This is a genomic window from Bradyrhizobium diazoefficiens (genome assembly GCF_016616885.1).
GTDB lineage: Bacteria > Pseudomonadota > Alphaproteobacteria > Rhizobiales > Xanthobacteraceae > Bradyrhizobium > Bradyrhizobium diazoefficiens_F.
Genome location: NZ_CP067102.1, coordinates 4,395,137 through 4,412,300 on the forward strand (window position 1 = coordinate 4,395,137; position 17,164 = coordinate 4,412,300).

The 17,164-nt window shown below is 63.9% G+C and carries 21 protein-coding genes; 6 read left to right on the forward strand and 15 right to left on the reverse strand.

Annotation, left to right across the window (positions count from 1 at the left end):
- Positions 1–210 precede the first annotated feature (210 nt).
- Positions 211–363 carry a hypothetical protein gene (locus JJC00_RS20535; RefSeq protein ID WP_200467786.1) on the forward strand — a complete coding sequence of 51 codons (153 nt, stop codon included), beginning with the start codon at positions 211–213 and terminating at the stop codon, positions 361–363.
- Between the two features lie 87 nt (positions 364–450).
- On the opposite strand, the gene JJC00_RS20540 is transcribed toward JJC00_RS20535, so the two are convergent.
- The 3 genes from JJC00_RS20540 to pxpB are packed head-to-tail and all read right to left on the reverse strand — an operon-like array spanning position 451 to position 3,014.
- Positions 451–1,221: a LamB/YcsF family protein gene (locus tag JJC00_RS20540; protein WP_200467787.1), complete on the reverse strand. Its 771-nt coding sequence runs from the start codon at positions 1,219–1,221 to the stop codon at positions 451–453.
- A 27-nt stretch (positions 1,222–1,248) separates the two neighbouring features.
- Entirely contained in the window at positions 1,249–2,286 is a 1,038-nt protein-coding gene (locus JJC00_RS20545) for a biotin-dependent carboxyltransferase family protein (protein WP_200467788.1), read from the reverse strand.
- Positions 2,283–3,014 carry a 5-oxoprolinase subunit PxpB gene (gene pxpB / locus JJC00_RS20550; protein WP_200467789.1) on the reverse strand — a complete coding sequence of 244 codons (732 nt, stop codon included), beginning with the start codon at positions 3,012–3,014 and terminating at the stop codon, positions 2,283–2,285. Before pxpB ends, JJC00_RS20545 begins: the two co-directional genes overlap by 4 nt.
- A gap of 248 nt (positions 3,015–3,262) precedes the next feature.
- Here pxpB and JJC00_RS20555 point away from each other — a divergent pair, with 248 nt between their 5' ends.
- Both JJC00_RS20555 and JJC00_RS20560 read left to right on the forward strand, forming a co-directional pair.
- On the forward strand, positions 3,263–3,961 hold the full coding sequence (locus JJC00_RS20555) for a ribonuclease activity regulator RraA (protein ID WP_148772666.1): 699 nt from the start codon (positions 3,263–3,265) through the stop codon (positions 3,959–3,961).
- Positions 3,962–3,979: 18 nt separating this feature from the next.
- Positions 3,980–4,384 (forward strand): (R)-mandelonitrile lyase, encoded by a 405-nt coding sequence (locus tag JJC00_RS20560; RefSeq protein WP_200467790.1) that lies wholly within the window; start codon positions 3,980–3,982, stop codon positions 4,382–4,384.
- A gap of 9 nt (positions 4,385–4,393) precedes the next feature.
- Here the strand turns inward: JJC00_RS20560 and JJC00_RS20565 are convergent, their stop codons facing one another.
- From JJC00_RS20565 to JJC00_RS20575, 3 genes are all read right to left on the reverse strand, one after another.
- On the reverse strand, positions 4,394–4,750 hold the full coding sequence (locus tag JJC00_RS20565; RefSeq protein ID WP_200467791.1) for a hypothetical protein: 357 nt from the start codon (positions 4,748–4,750) through the stop codon (positions 4,394–4,396).
- Between the two features lie 183 nt (positions 4,751–4,933).
- A complete protein-coding gene (locus tag JJC00_RS20570; RefSeq protein WP_200467792.1) occupies positions 4,934–5,845 on the reverse strand; it encodes a DUF2147 domain-containing protein in 912 nt (303 codons plus the stop codon).
- Between the two features lie 169 nt (positions 5,846–6,014).
- A complete protein-coding gene (locus JJC00_RS20575) occupies positions 6,015–6,797 on the reverse strand; it encodes a transporter substrate-binding domain-containing protein (RefSeq protein ID WP_200467793.1) in 783 nt (260 codons plus the stop codon).
- A gap of 114 nt (positions 6,798–6,911) precedes the next feature.
- Between JJC00_RS20575 and JJC00_RS20580 the strand changes: the two genes are divergently transcribed.
- A complete protein-coding gene (locus JJC00_RS20580; RefSeq protein WP_200474176.1) occupies positions 6,912–7,409 on the forward strand; it encodes a DUF1993 domain-containing protein in 498 nt (165 codons plus the stop codon).
- Here the strand turns inward: JJC00_RS20580 and JJC00_RS20585 are convergent, their stop codons facing one another.
- From JJC00_RS20585 to JJC00_RS20610, 6 genes are all read right to left on the reverse strand, one after another.
- Positions 7,410–7,877 (reverse strand): hypothetical protein, encoded by a 468-nt coding sequence (locus tag JJC00_RS20585; protein WP_200467794.1) that lies wholly within the window; start codon positions 7,875–7,877, stop codon positions 7,410–7,412.
- Between the two features lie 166 nt (positions 7,878–8,043).
- Entirely contained in the window at positions 8,044–9,033 is a 990-nt protein-coding gene (locus JJC00_RS20590; protein WP_200467795.1) for a hydroxyacid dehydrogenase, read from the reverse strand.
- A 35-nt stretch (positions 9,034–9,068) separates the two neighbouring features.
- Positions 9,069–10,169 carry an ABC transporter ATP-binding protein gene (locus JJC00_RS20595; protein WP_200467796.1) on the reverse strand — a complete coding sequence of 367 codons (1,101 nt, stop codon included), beginning with the start codon at positions 10,167–10,169 and terminating at the stop codon, positions 9,069–9,071.
- 6 nt (positions 10,170–10,175) lie between these two features.
- Entirely contained in the window at positions 10,176–11,081 is a 906-nt protein-coding gene (locus tag JJC00_RS20600) for a carbohydrate ABC transporter permease (protein WP_200467797.1), read from the reverse strand.
- Positions 11,081–12,019: a carbohydrate ABC transporter permease gene (locus JJC00_RS20605; protein ID WP_200467798.1), complete on the reverse strand. Its 939-nt coding sequence runs from the start codon at positions 12,017–12,019 to the stop codon at positions 11,081–11,083. The genes JJC00_RS20600 and JJC00_RS20605 overlap by 1 nt, the downstream gene beginning before the upstream one ends.
- Before the next feature lie 125 nt (positions 12,020–12,144).
- Positions 12,145–13,485: an ABC transporter substrate-binding protein gene (locus tag JJC00_RS20610; RefSeq protein ID WP_200467799.1), complete on the reverse strand. Its 1,341-nt coding sequence runs from the start codon at positions 13,483–13,485 to the stop codon at positions 12,145–12,147.
- A 485-nt stretch (positions 13,486–13,970) separates the two neighbouring features.
- Here JJC00_RS20610 and JJC00_RS20615 point away from each other — a divergent pair, with 485 nt between their 5' ends.
- Together JJC00_RS20615 and JJC00_RS20620 are read left to right on the forward strand one after the other, a co-directional pair.
- Complete coding sequence (locus JJC00_RS20615) at positions 13,971–14,786, forward strand: Spy/CpxP family protein refolding chaperone (protein WP_200467800.1); 816 nt, start codon at positions 13,971–13,973, stop codon at positions 14,784–14,786.
- A gap of 111 nt (positions 14,787–14,897) precedes the next feature.
- On the forward strand, positions 14,898–15,275 hold the full coding sequence (locus JJC00_RS20620) for a response regulator (protein ID WP_200467801.1): 378 nt from the start codon (positions 14,898–14,900) through the stop codon (positions 15,273–15,275).
- 100 nt (positions 15,276–15,375) lie between these two features.
- Here the strand turns inward: JJC00_RS20620 and JJC00_RS20625 are convergent, their stop codons facing one another.
- The 3 genes from JJC00_RS20625 to glk all read right to left on the reverse strand — a co-directional run bounded on the left by JJC00_RS20625 (position 15,376) and on the right by glk (position 16,995).
- Positions 15,376–15,531 (reverse strand): hypothetical protein, encoded by a 156-nt coding sequence (locus JJC00_RS20625; protein WP_200467802.1) that lies wholly within the window; start codon positions 15,529–15,531, stop codon positions 15,376–15,378.
- A 148-nt stretch (positions 15,532–15,679) separates the two neighbouring features.
- On the reverse strand, positions 15,680–15,883 hold the full coding sequence (locus JJC00_RS20630) for a hypothetical protein (RefSeq protein WP_027536131.1): 204 nt from the start codon (positions 15,881–15,883) through the stop codon (positions 15,680–15,682).
- 143 nt (positions 15,884–16,026) lie between these two features.
- Complete coding sequence (gene glk, locus JJC00_RS20635) at positions 16,027–16,995, reverse strand: glucokinase (RefSeq protein WP_200467803.1); 969 nt, start codon at positions 16,993–16,995, stop codon at positions 16,027–16,029.
- Positions 16,996–17,164 lie beyond the last annotated feature (169 nt).

The following is a 17,164-nucleotide window of genomic DNA, read 5'->3' on the forward strand; positions in this document are numbered from 1 at the left end:
GGGGCTAACGCGCTGTCATCCCAGCGTCATCCGGCCGGTTCCAGCTGGCTCGGATCTTAACGAATAAGATTCTCGGAACCCGGGCGCGAAAAGAATTTGCGCCTGCGATGAGGGTTCTCCGGAGAAGGGCATCGCTATTTCCACGCCCGTCTTGCCCGCCACCCCGGTCGATCCCTCATACTCCCGCAAATGGGGCGTTGGAGATCGACCATGCGCGAACTATCGGCGGAAGCCAGGCTGCACTTCTACGCGCGCTCGCTCTCGCGTCGGACCGCGGCGAACGCCCATCACATCGGGCTCTACAGCGCCTTCGCCCTCATCGCCGCGATCGTGTTCGGCACGCTGTCGGTGCACCCGTTCTGAGTTGTCGTTCCGGGGCGGCGAAGCCGAACCCGGAACCTCGAGATTCCGGGTTTGATGCTTCGCATCATCCCGGAATGACGAAGGGCTTCACGCTCCGCGCTTGAACGGCGCGACTTCGATCCCCGCATCCTTCAACGCCTGACGCAGACCGCGCGCGATATCGACGGCGCCGTGCGTATCGCCGTGGATGCACACGGTGTCCGTGCGCATCTTGATGACCTTGCCTGTCACCGACACCACCGCGCCGTCCTGCACCATGCGCACCACGCGGTCGGCGATCGCCTTGGCGTCGTGCAGCACCGCGCCGGGCTTCTTGCGCGAGACCAGGTTGCCGTCGTCCTCATAGGCGCGGTCGGCGAACACCTCATGCACCATCGGCAGGTTGGCTTCTTCGCCGGCCTTCACCAGCTTCGAGTTGGCGAGCACGACGAAGATCAGGCTGGGGTCGACCGCCCTGATGCCGGCGGCGATCGCCTTGGCCGTCATGTCGTCCTCGCAGGCGACGTTGGAGAGCGCGCCATGCGCCTTCACGTGCGTGACCTTGTGGCCGGCCGCGGTCGCGATCGCCTGCAGCGCGCCGATCTGGTAGGCGACGAGGTTCTCGATCTCGGATGACTTCAGGCCCGCGATCGGGTGCCGGCCAAAACCGTGCAGGTCGCGATAGCCCGGATGCGCGCCGACCGAGACGCCGCGTGCTTTCGCCAGCTCCACCGTGCGCCGCATGATGTCGGGGTCGCCGGCATGGAAGCCGCAGGCGACGTTGACCGAGCTTGCGAGGTCAATCATGGCGGCGTCGTTGCCCATCTCCCACGCGCCAAAACCTTCGCCGAGGTCGCAATTGAGATCGATCGTCTTCATGGCTGCTCTCCGCCTTTGGTCTTGTGTCTAAGGCTCGGCCGTCACCTGCCAGGTCCCGGCATCCATCGCGCTCACCGCATAGCCCGCGACGTTGGCATCGCTGAGCGCCTCGATGTTGAGCTCGATCGTGTCAGAGGAGCGCAGGCGATCGGGCAGGGTGCGGATCAGCTGTTGAAACTTGCGCGCCTCGTCCTGCGCCTCGGCCATGGTGACGGCCTTGAAGCGGAACGCCGTGCCCGCCGAGGTCTGGGCGAGACGGCCGACATCGGCCGTGATCACGGTTGCGATCTTGGGATAGCCGCCGGAGGTGCCGCGGTCCATCATCAGCGCGATCGGTGCGCCGTTGCCGGGCACCTGGATGCTGCCGTTGACGGTGCCGTCGGAGACGATGTTGTGGCCGTGCAGATGCTTGATCGCGGGGCCCTCGAGCCGGTAGCCCATGCGGTCGGAGGTCGCCGAGATCTTCCACTCGCTGTCGAGGAACAGAGCCTTGTTGGCGTCGTCGAACTCGTCGTCCTGTGGTCCCATCACGACGCGGATCGGACCGCTCACAGGCTTTGGCAGTTCGATGCGCAGCTCGGGCGCGCCGCTCGCGGCATCGACCGTGAATTCGTCGCCGGCTCGCAGCGGCCGCGGGTACGGGCTGCCGAGACCGGCGCGGGCATTGACCGCGAGGCTGCCGAATACCAGCTCGCCCTTGATGGCGCCTTCGATGGCCAGATAAGTGAACGCACCGCCGCGGGCGAAACCGAGCGTCAGCGTCTCGCCATCCTTCAGCGTGACGGACGTATCCATGGCCACCGGCCGCCCGGCGACGTCGGCGTTGCGCGGCGCGCCGGCGATGGCGACGCGCACGGCGCCGTCCTTGGCGGTGAACGTGGCGCCAAACGGGCCGATCTCGACCGCGGCTGCGAGCGGCTCGTTGCCGACCAGCGTGTTCGCCGCCGCGAGCGCCAGCCGGTCCATCGCGCCGCTGACTGTCAGGCCATAGCGCTGCGCGCCGCGGCGTCCGCCGTCCTGAACGGAGCTTGCGGGACCGATGCTGGCGACCATGAGCCGGCTCATGCGATCACCTGTTCGGCGATGATCTCGCCGGCCTCGGCGGCGCGGTCCTGCTCCTCGAACGTCTTGTGGTCGATGGCAAAAAACGTCACGCGATCACCGGGTTCGGTGAGGAAGGTCGGATTCCGGTGGAGCTGATAGGTCCGCACCGGGGTGCGGCCGAGCAGGTGCCAGCCGCTGGGCGCGGCCAGGCACTGGATTCCGGCCTGGATGCCGCCGATCGAGATCGTGCCGGCGGGCGTGAACAGCCGCGGGTTCTGCCGTCGCGACATGTGCAGCGATTTGTCGAGGCCGCTGAGATAGGACCAGCCTGGCGTGAAGCCGATCATGGCGACCCGATAGTCGCCGCCGACGTGACGGGCGACGATATCGTCGGGCGTGGTGTTCAGCGCTTTCGCGACATCCTCGAGGTCGATGCCGTGCTCGCCGCCATAGGCGACGGGAATGCGCCAGCGCCGTGCCTTGGTCGACGGCGGCAGCGGCTGGCAGGCGATCGGGAGCAGCTTGTCGCAGAGCGCGTCAAACCCGATCTTGCCGGGATCGTAATGCACCAGCAGCGAGCGGTAGGTCGGGATGGTCTCGGAGATGCCCTCGATGGGCGTGGCGAGCAGCGCCTTGTCTAGCGCGAGCACGCGCTCGTTGGCGGCGTCGTCGATGGTGCGGCTGAACTCGACCGTGACGGCGCTGTCGCCACTGGGCAGAAGGCGGGGCGGGGGAAGCGTCGCGGCCATTGAACTGTCAAAGCGCTGTCGAAATCGGGCTTCTGGAAAATGCGGGCTCGACCTTGAGTTCCGCGTTGCCCCTGCTTCGCGTAAATGCGCCCGCAAGTCCAATAAATTAATGCTGGGGCAAGCGATAAAGCCTTGTTATCGCGTCGCATAACAGCCCGGCAGGACGGCATTCTTGGGCCTTGACGGCAAGCCCCCGGCTCGCAAGATGCGCGCGTTCTTTCCCGCCCATCCGGAGCTCGTCTGTTTCCATGTCGCTGTCCCCCGAAGCCCGCAAGACCCTCGCCGGCATCACCACTGCCACCATCACCACGGTCCTGCTGAAGAAGGGCCTGCGCAATGTGTGGATGCGCGGCGCGCGTCCGCTGCGCCCCGGCCTGCCGCGCCTGGTGGGACCTGCCTTCACGCTGCGCTTCGTGCCGGCGCGCGAGGATCTGGCGACGCCGGAATCCTGGTCGTCGCCGATCTCGACCCGCACCGCGATCGAGGCGATGCCCGAGGGCTGCATTGCCGTGGTCGACGCCATGGGCATCACCGATGCCGGCATCTTCGGCGACATCCTCTGCGCCCGCATGATGAAGCGCGGCGTCACGGCGCTCGTCACCGACGGCGTCGTGCGTGACGTCGAGGGCGTGCTCGGCACCAACCTGCCGGTGTGGTGCGACGGCTATGCCGCGCCGCCTTCCGTGGCGGGCCTCACCTTTGTCGGCTGGGGCGAGCCGATCGGCTGCGGCGGTGTCGCCGTATTCCCGAACGACATCGTGGTCGCCGACCAGGACGGCTGCGTGCTGATCCCGCAGGCCATGCTCGAGCACGTGCTCAACGAAGGCGTCGAGCAGGAGCGGATGGAAGCCTGGATCGTCAACGAGGTGAACAACGGCGCGGCGCTGCCGGGCCTCTATCCCATGAACGCCGAGACCAAGGCGCGCTACGCCGCCAGCAAGAAGTAACAGGAGACGAGGACCCCCATGGACATCACGCTCGCAGGCACGCGCCCGACCCGTCGCGCGCCCAAGGAACACTTCACCGGCACCGTGTTGCAGGACCCCATCAACATGGCGCCCGCGCCGGCGCGGTTGAACGTCTCGCGCGTCTCGTTCGAGCCCGGCGCTCGCACCAACTGGCACCACCATCCGCTCGGGCAGACACTCTACGTGATTTCGGGCGTCGGCCGCGTCCAGACCAAGGGCGGCGCGGTCCAGGAAATCCGTCCCGGCGACACGGTCTGGATCCCGCCGGGCGAAGTGCACTGGCACGGCGCCTCGCCGGGCAACAGTATGTGCCACATCGCCATGCAGGAAGCGCTCGACGGCGTGTTCTCGACCTGGCTCGAGCCGGTCACGGACGCGGAGTATGGTGCGGCGATCGGCTAACGCAGACCGCTACATCCGCTCCGCCGTCCACGTGCCCGAGCACAGGGCGCCGCGCCACGTGCCGGAGCCCGAGGTGGCGCTGAGCCGGCCGAAGCCGACGGCGTGCTTGATGCCGGTGCTTAAGGTGACGTTGATGGCGCCGGCATCCGCGACCCGGCCCGACGCCGTCACCGCAGCGCTGCTCGAAGCGATCTGGCCGTTGCTGATGCCGATCGCGACAGTCGCGCCATTGCCGCAGGTCTCGCTCGATGACGCGATGCGGACATTCCATGCGCCGTCGAACGTCGAGCCCGCGGCATCCGCCTGCGCGAGCGGGAAGGCGATGGCGAGAATGCTGGCGAAGAGTCCTTTACGAAATCCGTTCATGACGCGCCCCTTTGGGGTTGACCGTGCGGGGATCGTGTCACAGGCGCGGAACCGGCGATGTGAGGGCTGTCACGCGCGCCAGGTTCTCTGTGAGGTGACGCACATCGCGACGACACTGCAGGCAAAAGCAAAGGGGCCCGGATCGCGGGCCCCTTGTCTCTCTCGAAAATATCGGGTGCGAACCTAATTCGCGCGCGTCCAGGTCTGGCCGCCGCAGAACATGCCGCCGAAGGCGCAGCCTTGCACGCGGAGGCGATCGCCGCCTTTCAGCGCGATCGTCGAATCGTAGGTCGAGCCGGTGTTGGGATCGAGGATGCGGCCGGACCATTTCTGGTCCTTGCCAGGCTTCATGTTGATCAGGACCTGTTCGCCGTTCTGGTTCGATTTGCTGTCGACCGAATAGCCGCAGAGGTTATTGCCGCACTGCTCGATGCGGACCTTGCCTTCCTTCTCCTCGGTGAGCCAGACGCCGAGCGGTGAACTGAGATCGCGCGCGGGACCTGCTGCGGGAGCCGGCGGTGCGATGGCGGCGGCCTGAACCGGCGCGGGGGCAGGCGCCGGCGCAGTTGACGCGGCCGGCGCCGCTGCGACGGTCGGCGGCGGAGGCGGTGCGGGCGGTACCGCGGCCACCGTCGGGGCAGCGCTGGGAGCCGGTTGCGGCGGCGGCACCATCACATCTTCGGTCGGCGCGTTGTTTGCTGTAGCGGCTGGAGGCGGCGGCGCGGTGGGAGGCGCTACGGCCACGGGAGTTTGGGCAGGGGCCTGCTCGGCCGCTGGAGGCGCAGCGACAGGTGCGGCGGCCGGCGCGGGATTGGCCGGCGGCTGCGGATCAGCCTTGGCTTGTTGCGGCGCCTGCGGTTCGGATTTCGGAGTTCCCTTAGTATCGTTCTTGACGTCGTTCTTGGCGTCGTTCTTGCTGTCGCCCTTGGCCTTCTTGGCCTTGCCCTGACCGGTGTTGTCGTAGACGCCGGGAATCTGCACCGTGCCGCGGTCCGGATCGATGCGGATGGTGCGCCCGCCATATTCGAAAGTGTACTGCGCCTGCGCAGCGGTGCTCGCCAAAAGGAATGCGGCCGTGGCCAACAGCTTCCTCATTTCCATCTCCCGAACAGGTGGTCCAGTGCCGACACTTACGCCCCGGTCCGACCGAGAAAAGTGATCTAGATCACTGTCACGGTATGAGTCGTCCTCCGGCGGTTCCGGGTTCAATAGACCGGGAGCCAGTCCAAAGTTTGGCCAGAGCAAGCGACAGGAGGACGCGGGGTCAGTCGAACCAGGCGGCGTAGATCTTCTTGTAGCTGCCGTCCTCCATGGAGATGTGCAGCCACTGGTCGACGAAGGCCTTCAGCGCCATGTCGCGCTGGAGCCAGTAGGCTTTCTCCGAGAAGTCGAACGGTTTTTCGGGATGCACCGCGCAGAGCACGCCTGAATGCTGCTTCTGCTGGTAGCGGGTCTCGGAAGCGTCCGTCATCATCAGGTCGGCGTTGCCCTTGGCGATCTCGTCGAAGATCGCGGTATTGTCGGGGAAGACGGTGATGTCGGCGTCCTTGACGTTGGCCCGCGCGAAACGCTCATTGGTCCCGCCGGGATTGACGATGACGCGGGTGCCCTTCTTGTCGATGTCGGAAATGCTCTGATACTTGCCGACATCGGCGCAGCGCGCGATCGGCGTCTTGCCCTCGCGCATGATCGGCATCGTGAAGTAGCCCTTTTTCTGGCGGTCGAGCGTGACCGAGACGCCGCCCATCGCAATGTCGAATTGGTCGGCCTCAAAGTCCTTCATCAGCTTCGGCCAGGCCGTCGGCACGAACTCGACCTTGACGCCGAGCGCCTTGCCGAGCGCCTCCGCCATGTCGACGTCGAAGCCAGAGAATTGCTGCGTGGCCTTGTCGAGATAGGTGAAGGGCTTGTAGTCCCCGGTCATGCCGACGCGCAAAGTGCCGCGCTTGATGATCTCATCGAGGCGCGAGGGCGCCGCCTGCTGCGCGTGAGCCGAAAGGTTTGCCAGCAACACCACGGCCAAAGCCGTCACGATTCTAACGATCATCTCTTTTCCACCCATGCCCGAGCTGTCATTGTGCAGCTCTTGAGACGTGGATTTAGACCAGATGCCGGTTTCTGGCGAGACGGAATTGAAGGGAATCTTGAAGTGACGATCTCGATGTACGAGGCCTCGGTCGGCCTGTTCGTGCCTTACCTGCGCAACCTGTCCGTCCTGCTCGACAAGGGCGTTGCCTATGCCGAGACCCGCAAGTTCAATCCGGCGGTCCTGCTCGGCATGCGCATGGCGCCGAACATGTACGATCTGGCGCAGCAGATCGGCGAGGCCTGCCGCCACGCTACCGTCGCTCCGGCCTTGCTGGCGCAATGCGAGCCGCTCGCGCTGCCGCCGCTGGAGCACGACATGGCCGGGCTTCAGGCGCGGATCGCCACCTCAATCGAATTCATTGAAAGCCTGCCGCGCGCCGAGATCGATGCGGCGGCGGAGCTGAAGGTGTTCTTCAGGCTCAAGAATGGGACCGAGCTGCCCTTTACCGGGCGGACGCTGCTGCTCACCAACAGCGTCCCGCAATTCTTCTTTCACGTCACGACCGCGTACGATTTGTTGCGGCACGCGGGCGTCGAGCTCGTGAAGAAGGACTTTCTCGGGAGGAAGTAGTTACGCCTCGCCCTTGCGCTCGTAGTCGGCGAGCGAACTGCGGCCGGCGATCTCGCTGCGCAGCAGCTCGAAGCGCCGATGCGCCTCGTTCTCGCGTTCGTCGACGAAATGCACGGCGGCCTCGCTGGTCATGGGGCCGCTGACCACGGGGGCGGACTGTTCGCCGATGGTCTCGTGCACATAGTACTGGCCGTCGTCGCCGCGATGGACTGTCCATTTCAGGCGGATCGCCACCATCGGCCCCGGACCGACCTTGCTGTAGCCGTCGGCATCGGTGTGCTCGGGCACCAGCGGCTGCTCCTCGACCACCAGATGCTCGTCGGAGGCGTGATGCTCATCTGCGACCGCATATTCATCGGCAGCCACCGTTTCCGTTTCCGTATCGCGGATGACGAGAACGGGCTCGGGGTGCTCCAAAATGCTCGCGATGGTCGCCAGCGCGTGGTCGGTCGGGTCGATCTCTGACAAGGGTCCATCCTCCAGCTCGACGCGGTCGGCAAGTCTGTCCCACTGCCGCCGCGACCGGATACATTACGCGGGTTTGATTAAGGCTGAGTTGGGGCCCGATCTGCACCAAAATGGGACGCATTCTGGCCATCCGAAGGCGGGCAGATTGTCCGCCTTCGGATTTACCTCAGCCCAGCACGTCCTGATTGATGATGTTCTGCCGGATCGGATCGCCGTCCAGCACACTCAGGATGTTGCGCGCGGTCTGCTCGCTCATGCGGCTCACCGCCTCGACGGTGACGCCGGCCACGTGCGGGGCCATGATGACGTTGGGCAGCGCGAACAGCGCATTGCCAACCGGCGGCGGCTCGACCTCGAACACGTCGATGCCGGCGCCGGCGAGTTTTCCGGAGACCAGAGCATCGTACAGCGCGGCTTCCTTCACGATGCCGCCGCGCGCGGTGTTGATGAGATAGGACTTTGGCTTCATCCGGCCGATCCGCGCCGCATCGAACAGGCCGACGGTTTCCGGCGTCTTCGGGCAGTGGATGGTGACGAAGTCGGCATTGGGCAGCGCCGCGTCGAGATCAGCGACCGGCTCGCAGCCGGCGGCCTTGATGTCGGCGGCTCCCTTGTAGGGATCATAGACCTGCACCTTCATTTCCATCCCCTGGCAGCGCTTGGCGGTGCGGGTGCCGATGCGGCCGAAGCCGATGATCAGCACGGTCTTGCCGTAGAGGTCGAACGGCAGCATGCCGAGCCGGTTGGCCCATTGGCCGTGCTTGACGCAGGCATGCATTTCATTGGCGCGTTTGGCCAGCGTCAGCATCATGAACAGTGCCGCTTCCGCGACCGAGGGCGAGTTCGCGCTGCCTGCGACCATCAGCGGCACCTTGCGGCGGGAGAGGGCGGGCACGTCGACGGCGTCGTAGCCGACGCCGATGCGGGTCACCACCTTCATGTCCTTGGAGGCCTCGAGTTCGGTCTCGCCGAACGCGGTGGCACCGAGCGCGACGCCGTGAACCGGCGCATGGCTCTTCAGCAGGGCCTCGAAATCCAAGGCGGAGATCAGGTTCGGAAACTCGATGAGCTCGATATCGTCCCGCTGGGTGAGGAGGGCGCGTGCCCCTTGCGACAAAGTTTGTGTAACGAAAATCTTCTTCTTGTTGGTCGTCATCGCTCCCTGCCTGCTAGCGCTTCTTAAGGCCGGCGTCACAGCACGACGCCGGTCTCCTCGTTTAGCAGGTGCATGTTATTGAGGTCCATCGCCAAACGCATGGGAGCCCCGTCCGTGGCGCCGGCATTGGGATCGACGCGCCCGCAGACAGGCGTGCCGTCGAGCCCGAAATAGACCAGCGTCTCCATTCCCATCGGCTCGGTGACATCGAGCACGGTGTCGAAGGTCTCGACGCCCGGTCCAAGATGCGCGTGCGCCTCGGTGAGATGCTCGGGCCGGATGCCAAGCAACAGTCTGTCGGTGCGCGGCAGCCCGTTGTAGCGCGCGGCGCGCGCCGGCGGCAGCGCAAAGGCGATGCGGTCGGTCAGGCGGATCTGCAGCGTGCCGCCGGCATCTTCCAGCCGGCACGGGATGAAGTTCATCGCGGGCGAGCCGATGAAGCCCGCGACGAAGCGTGTCGCCGGCTTGTGGTAGAGCTCGTTCGGCGTGCCGATCTGCTCGATCCGCCCCTTGTTCATCACCACCACGCGATCGGCCAGCGTCATCGCCTCGACCTGGTCGTGGGTGACGTAGACGGTCGTGGTGCGAACCTTCTGGTGCACCTTCTTGATCTCGATCCGCATCTGCACGCGCAGCTTGGCATCGAGATTGGACAGCGGCTCGTCGAACAGGAAGACCTTCGGATTGCGCACGATGGCGCGCCCCATGGCGACGCGCTGGCGCTGGCCGCCGGAGAGCTGCTTCGGCTTGCGGTCGATCAGATCGGTGATGTCGAGGAGGCGCGCGGCTTCCGTGACCCGCGCCTTGATCTCGGCCTTCGGATAGTGCTTCAACCGCAGCCCGAACGACATGTTCTCGGCGACCGTCATGTGCGGATAGAGCGCGTAATTCTGGAACACCATGGCGATGTCGCGGTCCTTCGGCGGTACGTCGTTGACGACGTCGCCCCCGATCATGATGTCGCCGTCGCTGATGTCCTCGAGCCCTGCGATCATGCGCAGCGTGGTCGACTTGCCGCAGCCGGAGGGGCCGACGAGGACAATGAACTCATGGTCGGCAATATCGAGGTCGATACCGCGCACGGCCTCGACCTCATCGTAGCGCTTGATCACCTTCCGCAACGTAACGTCAGCCATGAGACATCAACCCTTTGTCGCGCCGGCGGTCAGGCCGGCAATGTAGTAGTCCATCAGGAAGGCGTAGATGATCAGCGGTGGCGCCGCGCCGAGCAGCGCGCCGGTCATGATCTGACCCCAGTTGAAGACATCGCCCTTGATCAGTGTCGTGGTGATGCCGACCGGCAGCACGAGCTGGTCAATGGAGGTCGTGAACACGAGGGGATAGAGGAACTGGGCCCAGGAGACCGTGAAGGCGAAGATCGTCGCTGCGATCAGTCCCGGTAGGGCGACCGGAATGAAGATCCGCAGCAGAGTCTGCAGCCACGAGGCGCCGTCGATGATCGCGGCCTCGTCGAGCTCCTTCGGAATCGAGGCGAAATAGCCGATCATGATCCAGGTGCAGAACGGCACGGTCAGGGTCGGATAGATGAACACCAGCACGTACCAGCGGTTCAGGAGCGCAATGCCGGTGAAGTCCTGGATCACCGCCAGCATCTTGAACAGCGGAATGAACAGCAGGCTGTCCGGGATCAAATAGGTGAGAAAGACGCCGGTCGCGAGCGTCGCCGAGCCCCAGAACTTCATCCGCGCCAACGCGAACGCCGCGGGAATGCTGATCAGCATCGTCACGATCACGACCACGATCGAGATGATCGACGAGTTCCAGAAGAAGCGCAGGAACTGGTTCGAGGTCAGGAGCTCGACATAGTTCGACAGGGTCGGGTGAAACACCCACCATGGATTGGTCGCCGCCGAAATCTCCGCACTGCTCTTGAGCGAGGTGATCAGCATGTAGACCGGTGGTGTCAGGAAGAAGATCGCAAACAGCACCAGGAAAAAATAGGACCAGCGCAGCGCCCAGGCGCGGTCCCGGCTCATGCTGCCGAGTTTACGGGTTGGTCCGGCCTTGTCGATTGCCAGTGTGCTCATCAGGCTTCGTTCCCGCGTTTGGAGACATCGCGCAGGATGAAAACCGCTGCGACAGCGAGGATCGGCACCATGAACAGCGAGACGCAGGCGCCGAGCGGAATGTCACTGCTCTGGATGCCGACCTGGAACGCCCAGGTGGCGAACAGATGCGTCGTATCCAGAGGTCCGCCCGAGGTCAGGATGCGCACGATGTCGAAATTGGCGAAGGTGACGATCAGCGAGAACAGCGTGGTGATGGCGATGATGTTGCGCATCATCGGCAGCGTGACATACCACATCTTCTGCCACCAATTGGCGCCATCGATGGCGGCCGCCTCGTAGAGCTGGTCGGGGACCGATTTCAACGCGGCGAGATACATGATCAGGAAGAACGGCGCGCCGTACCAGACGTTGACGAGGATGACGGAGAAGCGCGCCCAGAAAGTGTCACCGAGCCAGGGGATCGGACCGACGCCGAAGAAGGAGAGGGTGTAGTTGAATGCGCTGTAGGACGGATCGAACAGCCACAGCCAGGCCAGCGTGCTCATCGCCGGCGGAATCACCCAGGGCACCAGCAGCATGCCGCGCCATTTGCGCTGCTTCTTGCCGGGAATGTTGTGGACGAAATGCGCGACGACGAAGCCGATCAGCGCCTTGAAGACGACCGCGGTGATCGCAAAGATGCAGGACTGCTTCACCACCATCCAGAACGTCTCGCGCTTGAACAGGAAGGTGAAATTGCCGAGGCCGACGAATTTCGTCATCGCCTTGTTCAGCGTCGCCAGATAGAGCGAATAGAAGGCGGGATAGAGCACGAGCAGCGCGATCAGGAGGATCAGCGGCAGCGTCAGGAAGAACGCCACGGTCGATTTTCGACCCAGCATATTGCGCAGACTGCCACCTTTGCGCGAGCGCGCGGAACTGACGCGGCGATTTTGCTCAACGACGACATCGGCCATGGGGCGAACTCTCTGACGGAACATTCAAGAAGGAAGCCGGCGACCAGTCGACTTCGTTGTCATGCTGAAGGCGCGCCTTGGCGGCTCACGCTGGAGTGCATGAACCGCCATGGCACACACCCGGCTCAGGTTCGCATAAAGCCCTCGCACTCGTCCTCGGCCCAGGCGAGCGCCGTTTCCATCTTCTCGCCCTGCGCAAAGCGCAGCGCCATCTTGGTCAGCGTCGCCTGGAAGTAGATCTGCTGGGCGATCTTCGGCGGCGCCGGTGACGCCGCGATCGACAGTGTCTGCTGATGGTAGGGATCCGGATAGTGGAAGAGCGTACCCTTCGGGGGGCCTTCCTCGGCCCAGGTCTTGAACTTCGTCATGTTGGCGTAGGCGGGGAGATCATACCCGCCGCTCGCCGCGACGAACTTTTCAATCGCCGCGGGCGAGGACAGATGGACCAGCAGACTCTTGGCCGCCTCCTTGTTCTTGCCGAAGCTCCAAACGCCCCAGAAATAGGGCAGGAACGGCGCGAAACGGCCCTTCGGTCCGGACGGGAAGCCATGCGTCCAGCATTGCTCGGCGACCTGGGGCGCGTCGCGCTTGGCGACGGCCCAGGCGCTCGGCGGGTTCATGATCATCGCGCCGCGGCCCGAGATCAGCCATTTGTTGTTGGAGGCGTCATCCCAGGACGGCGCATCCGCCGGCAGCACGGCGATCAGCTTCTTGTAGAATTCGAGCGCCTGCCGCACCGCGTCGGTCTTGACGGTGACGTCGCCCTTGGCATTGACGAGCTCGGCGCCGAATGACTGGAAGATCGCCCCCGCCGTGTCGACGCTGTCGGTGGTCTCGCCGAGACCGATGCCGAACGGGAAGCCGGCCTTGTGGCAGGCTTCCGCCGCCTTCAGGAACGTCTCCAGCGTCCAATTGTCCGCTTTCGGCGGGCTCCCGGCCGGATACATCTCCTGCACGTCGATGCCCGCATGCTTCTTCATGAGATCGATGCGGGAGCAGGGGCCCTTGATCTGGCTTCCTGGCGTCGCCGGCACGGCGAGCCATTTGCCGCCCGACTGTCCCAGATATTTGACGGTGCCGTTGACCTCGCCATTCTGCTTGATGAGCGGCTCCATGACGTCGTTGAGCGGCTCGAGATTCTCGGAATAGGCGTGCGGCCACCAGCTCGGCATCTGGAGAATGTCGTGACCGGACTTGGCCTGCGCTTCAGCCGCCGCGGTCAACTCAATCTTCTTGTTGTTGCTGGTGATGTAGTCGATCGAAACCTCGACCTTTTCCTTGTCGGCCCATTCCTTGACGAGCGCGGTGGAAGCATCGTTGGCGTTGGGCACCCAGTGGTCCCAAAAGCCGATCGAGAGTTTGCCGGCGGCGTAAGCGCCTCGGACATAGGGCGCTGCGATCAGCGCCGTGGAGGACATTGCAGTGGCAGCCACAAATTGACGTCGCGTCAGTGTCTTGCGTGACATCTCGTTTCCTCGCCTTGGTGTGTTTTATTGTTCTGTCGTTTCCTCTGAATTTCCCGAGTTTGTTTTTGATTTTGTCGTTGGACGTTTCTTATTGGCGCCGTCGTTCCCCTAGCGGTAAATCACGCGCGGAACACGGCAAATTGGTAGCGCGATCAGATCATGATTGATTGCGTCTGTCGAGAAAGCCGAATGCCTCGCGCTCTAGAACTAACGTTGTGTAGGGGAAGCTTGCGGCATGCGCCGAGCATCAGCTACGGCTGCTCTTATTGCGACGCACACTTCGGAGTGCGACGGCTGGAGACGTTTCGTGCGCAATTACGCCGCAGTTCCGAATGAGCCTGCATAACCGCTTCGCGCCAAAGGCCTTTCAAACGGGGACAGCGATGGTCCGCGCCTAGACCTCGGCGTCGCGAAAACGATAGAATTGCAACCGGCAGGAAGCCTGCCATTCGCTAGAAGGCAAGCAGATCGAGATGGAGACCCAAATGATCACCCCGGCGCCGCCTGCGCGGCTTGGCCTGCGACGCTGGCTCGCGCTCGGCTCCGTGCTGACAGTGCTGATTGGCGCAGCCGCGGTTGCGAATGCTCAAGGTTTGGTCAAGGGCGTTCAGGATGGGGCCGCGGCCGGCAACAAGGCGGCAGGCCCTGTCGGTGGCGTTCTGGGCGGCGCCATCGGCGGCGTGGTTGGCGTCTTCACCGGTGTGCTCGGCGTCAACAACAATAATGGCCAGGCGCCGGCCGCCAAGGATGCAAATAAGGATGCAAACAAGGATGCATCCAAGGATGCCAGCAAGGACTCCAAGCAGCCCGGCGCCGGCAAGGACAAGGATGCCAAGACGGCGAAGGACGCCAAGGGTGCCAAAGCCAGCAAGGAAGCCAAGAACGCTCCGCCGGACACCAAGGATAAGGATGTCGCGGTCCTGACCCAGAACGGCACGCCGCAGCTGACCGCCGACCAGATCGTCGCCAACAGCGATTCCTATATCGAGCGCATCAAGACCGAGCTGAACTTGACGCCCGATCAGGAGAAGCACTGGTTCGGCTTCTCCAGCGCCATGCATTATCTCGGGCATAATGGCGCGGAGCGGCTGAACCTGCGCATTGCGCGGGCCAAGCGCGATCCGCCTGACGACATTGTCGAGCAAATGCGCAACGAGTCGCAGTTCCTGATCGACCGGGCCGCCGACCAGCGCAATGTCGCCGATGCCGCCGAACCGTTGTTCTCGAGCCTCGATGACAAGCAGAAGGAGGTGTTCATCCAGGAGATGGTTCGCCTCAGCCACGAGCGCGGCCTGGATTGATCAAGTTGGATCGGATTGCGCGCGCTGGAATTAACGGCGCGTGCCACGAATTCGTGTATCCTTTCTGCAATTGGAGTATGCTTAGCTTCGCAAGTTGGCTGCGAGGTTGATATGGCGGACGGACTCTCCGTTTTCCTGGTCGAAGACGAGGCGTTGATCCGGATGATGATCGCCGACATGGTGGAGGAGCTTGGCCACCATGTTGTCGCGGAAGCGGACAACGTGCGCGATGCTAGCGCCTTTGCGATGACCGCGCAGTACGATTTCGCGATCCTCGACATCAACCTGATGGGCGTTTACGTCGATCCGGTCGCCGATTTGATCGAGCGTCGCGGCAAGCCATTCCTGTTCGCCACCGGTTACGGGCCGGAACTACTGCCGTCCTTGCTCCGGCGCAGGCCGATCCTGCGCAAGCCGATAGCGATGGACCAGCTCAAGATCATGATCGACTCGCTGTTTCCGGACGCGGCCGCCAAAGCCCCGCACTGATCCAAGGGGCCACGCTGGATTTTCAACGATGGCGACATCGTCAACGAAAATGGCCGCCCCGACAGGGGCGGCCATTTGGGACGGAAGGTCCGTCAGTATTTCATATCAAGCCGGCGCTGAGGTCGACGCCGTGCGCCATCAGGCTGAACGAGGCGAGCAGTCCTGCGCCGCAGAAGATGATAATGGCTTTAAAAGAATAGTCGGTCGACCGGGACTGGACGGCAGCGGGCATTTCGGCGAGCGAAATCATGCTCATGTTCATTCCCCCTTTGTGTTGACCCTGAATTGGATCAGGTGAGGGAACTCTTAGAGCAAAGAGTTTGATACGAGGTTGCGAGGGATCGTTAACGGAATCGCAATCGCTTGCGCGTTTCCGCGAGAAACAAACGGGTCCCACACACGTCTCAGTTGCGGCCGTTCTTGAGCACGTTGGCAATGGTGTGGGCCGTCATGGCCGCGCGATCCGAGGCACGTTGCGCAGCGAGCCGGTCTCGCGCCTTTTCCTCGATCAACAGCTCGATCAAGGCCAGTCGCTTGCCATCGTCGTCCGCCTCGGTCAGCAGGCGGTGATAGCGATGATAGTCGAACCCAATATCCTGCTTACGCATGTCACGCCCCCGTACGTACGCCACACACTGGTTGAATTGTTTCCCATCCGAAACAAGCGAGCAAGCACGATCCTGCGTGGAACCGCGCGTGCGCTGCAATCAGCTGTGAATTACTTAACGGAAGGCGCGAGGGCAGACGCGCCTTAGTCCAGGTTGTGATCGGCGAACATCTTCAGGCCGACGAAGCTTGCATCGGGCTTTACGATGAGGCGCGTCGGGATATTGCGCAAATAGTCCTGGAAGCGCCCCTTGGCTTCGAAGCGCGCGCGGAACGCTGAAGCCGAAAGGAAGTCCGGAAAGCGCGGCACGATTCCGCCGGCAATGTAGACGCCGCCTCTGGCGCCGAAGGTCACCGCGAGGTTGCCCGCAACCGAGCCGAGGATGGCGCAAAACATCTCCAGCGTCGCGCGGCTGAGCTCGCAAGTCCCGTCCAGCGCCGCCTTGGTGACTGCTGCCGCATCGCGTTGCGGCACCTGGGCTTCGTCGATCTCGGCCATCGCTTCGTAGAGGGCTTGCATCCCGGAGCCGGAGAGGGCGCCGCGCTCGATCGAGACATGGCCGAAACGCCGGCGCATCGCGGCGATGACGCGTTCCTCGCGCTCGTTCTCCGCCGGCAGGGTGGCATGACCGGCCTCCGTGACGACAGCCAGCCGGGAGCCATGGCGCTCGACCAGACAGGAGACGCCGAAGCCGGTCCCGGGCCCGACCACCAGCAGCGGCTCCCCGGACATGCCGTTCTGGCCGCCGAGCGGAATCAGGTCGGCCGGCTGCAAGGCGGGCAGAGACCAGGCCACCACCTCGAAATCGTTGAGCACGTGGACGCTGTCGAAGCCGAGCGCCGGCTGGAGCTCGTTGCCGTCGATCACCCACGGGCTGTTGGTCATGACGCAGCGGTTGTTGGTGACGGGACCGGCAACAGCGAGGACGGCCCTGAGCGGCTTCTCGCCGTCGGCCCGCCGCAGCACGTCGGAGATGGCTTCGCGGACCGTCGGATGGTCGGCGACCTTCACATAGTCGATTGGGCCGATCTGCTCGCCATTGCTCAGCGCGAAGCGCGCATTGGTGCCGCCGATATCGGCGAGAAGAATGTTTCCTGTCTTGCCGATACTCATGACCATTTGGCTGCCGTAGCCTTGCAGGCTTTGGGAACCCTTTTCCTCCACTCCTTGGCGATCCACATGCCGCGGATATCAGAGATTCCGCCCGTCGGGTACAGCTAGTCAACACGGACAGGGCCAAAGCGTTGCATTCAGGAGGGGATCGGCCGGCCGTTCGCGCGAC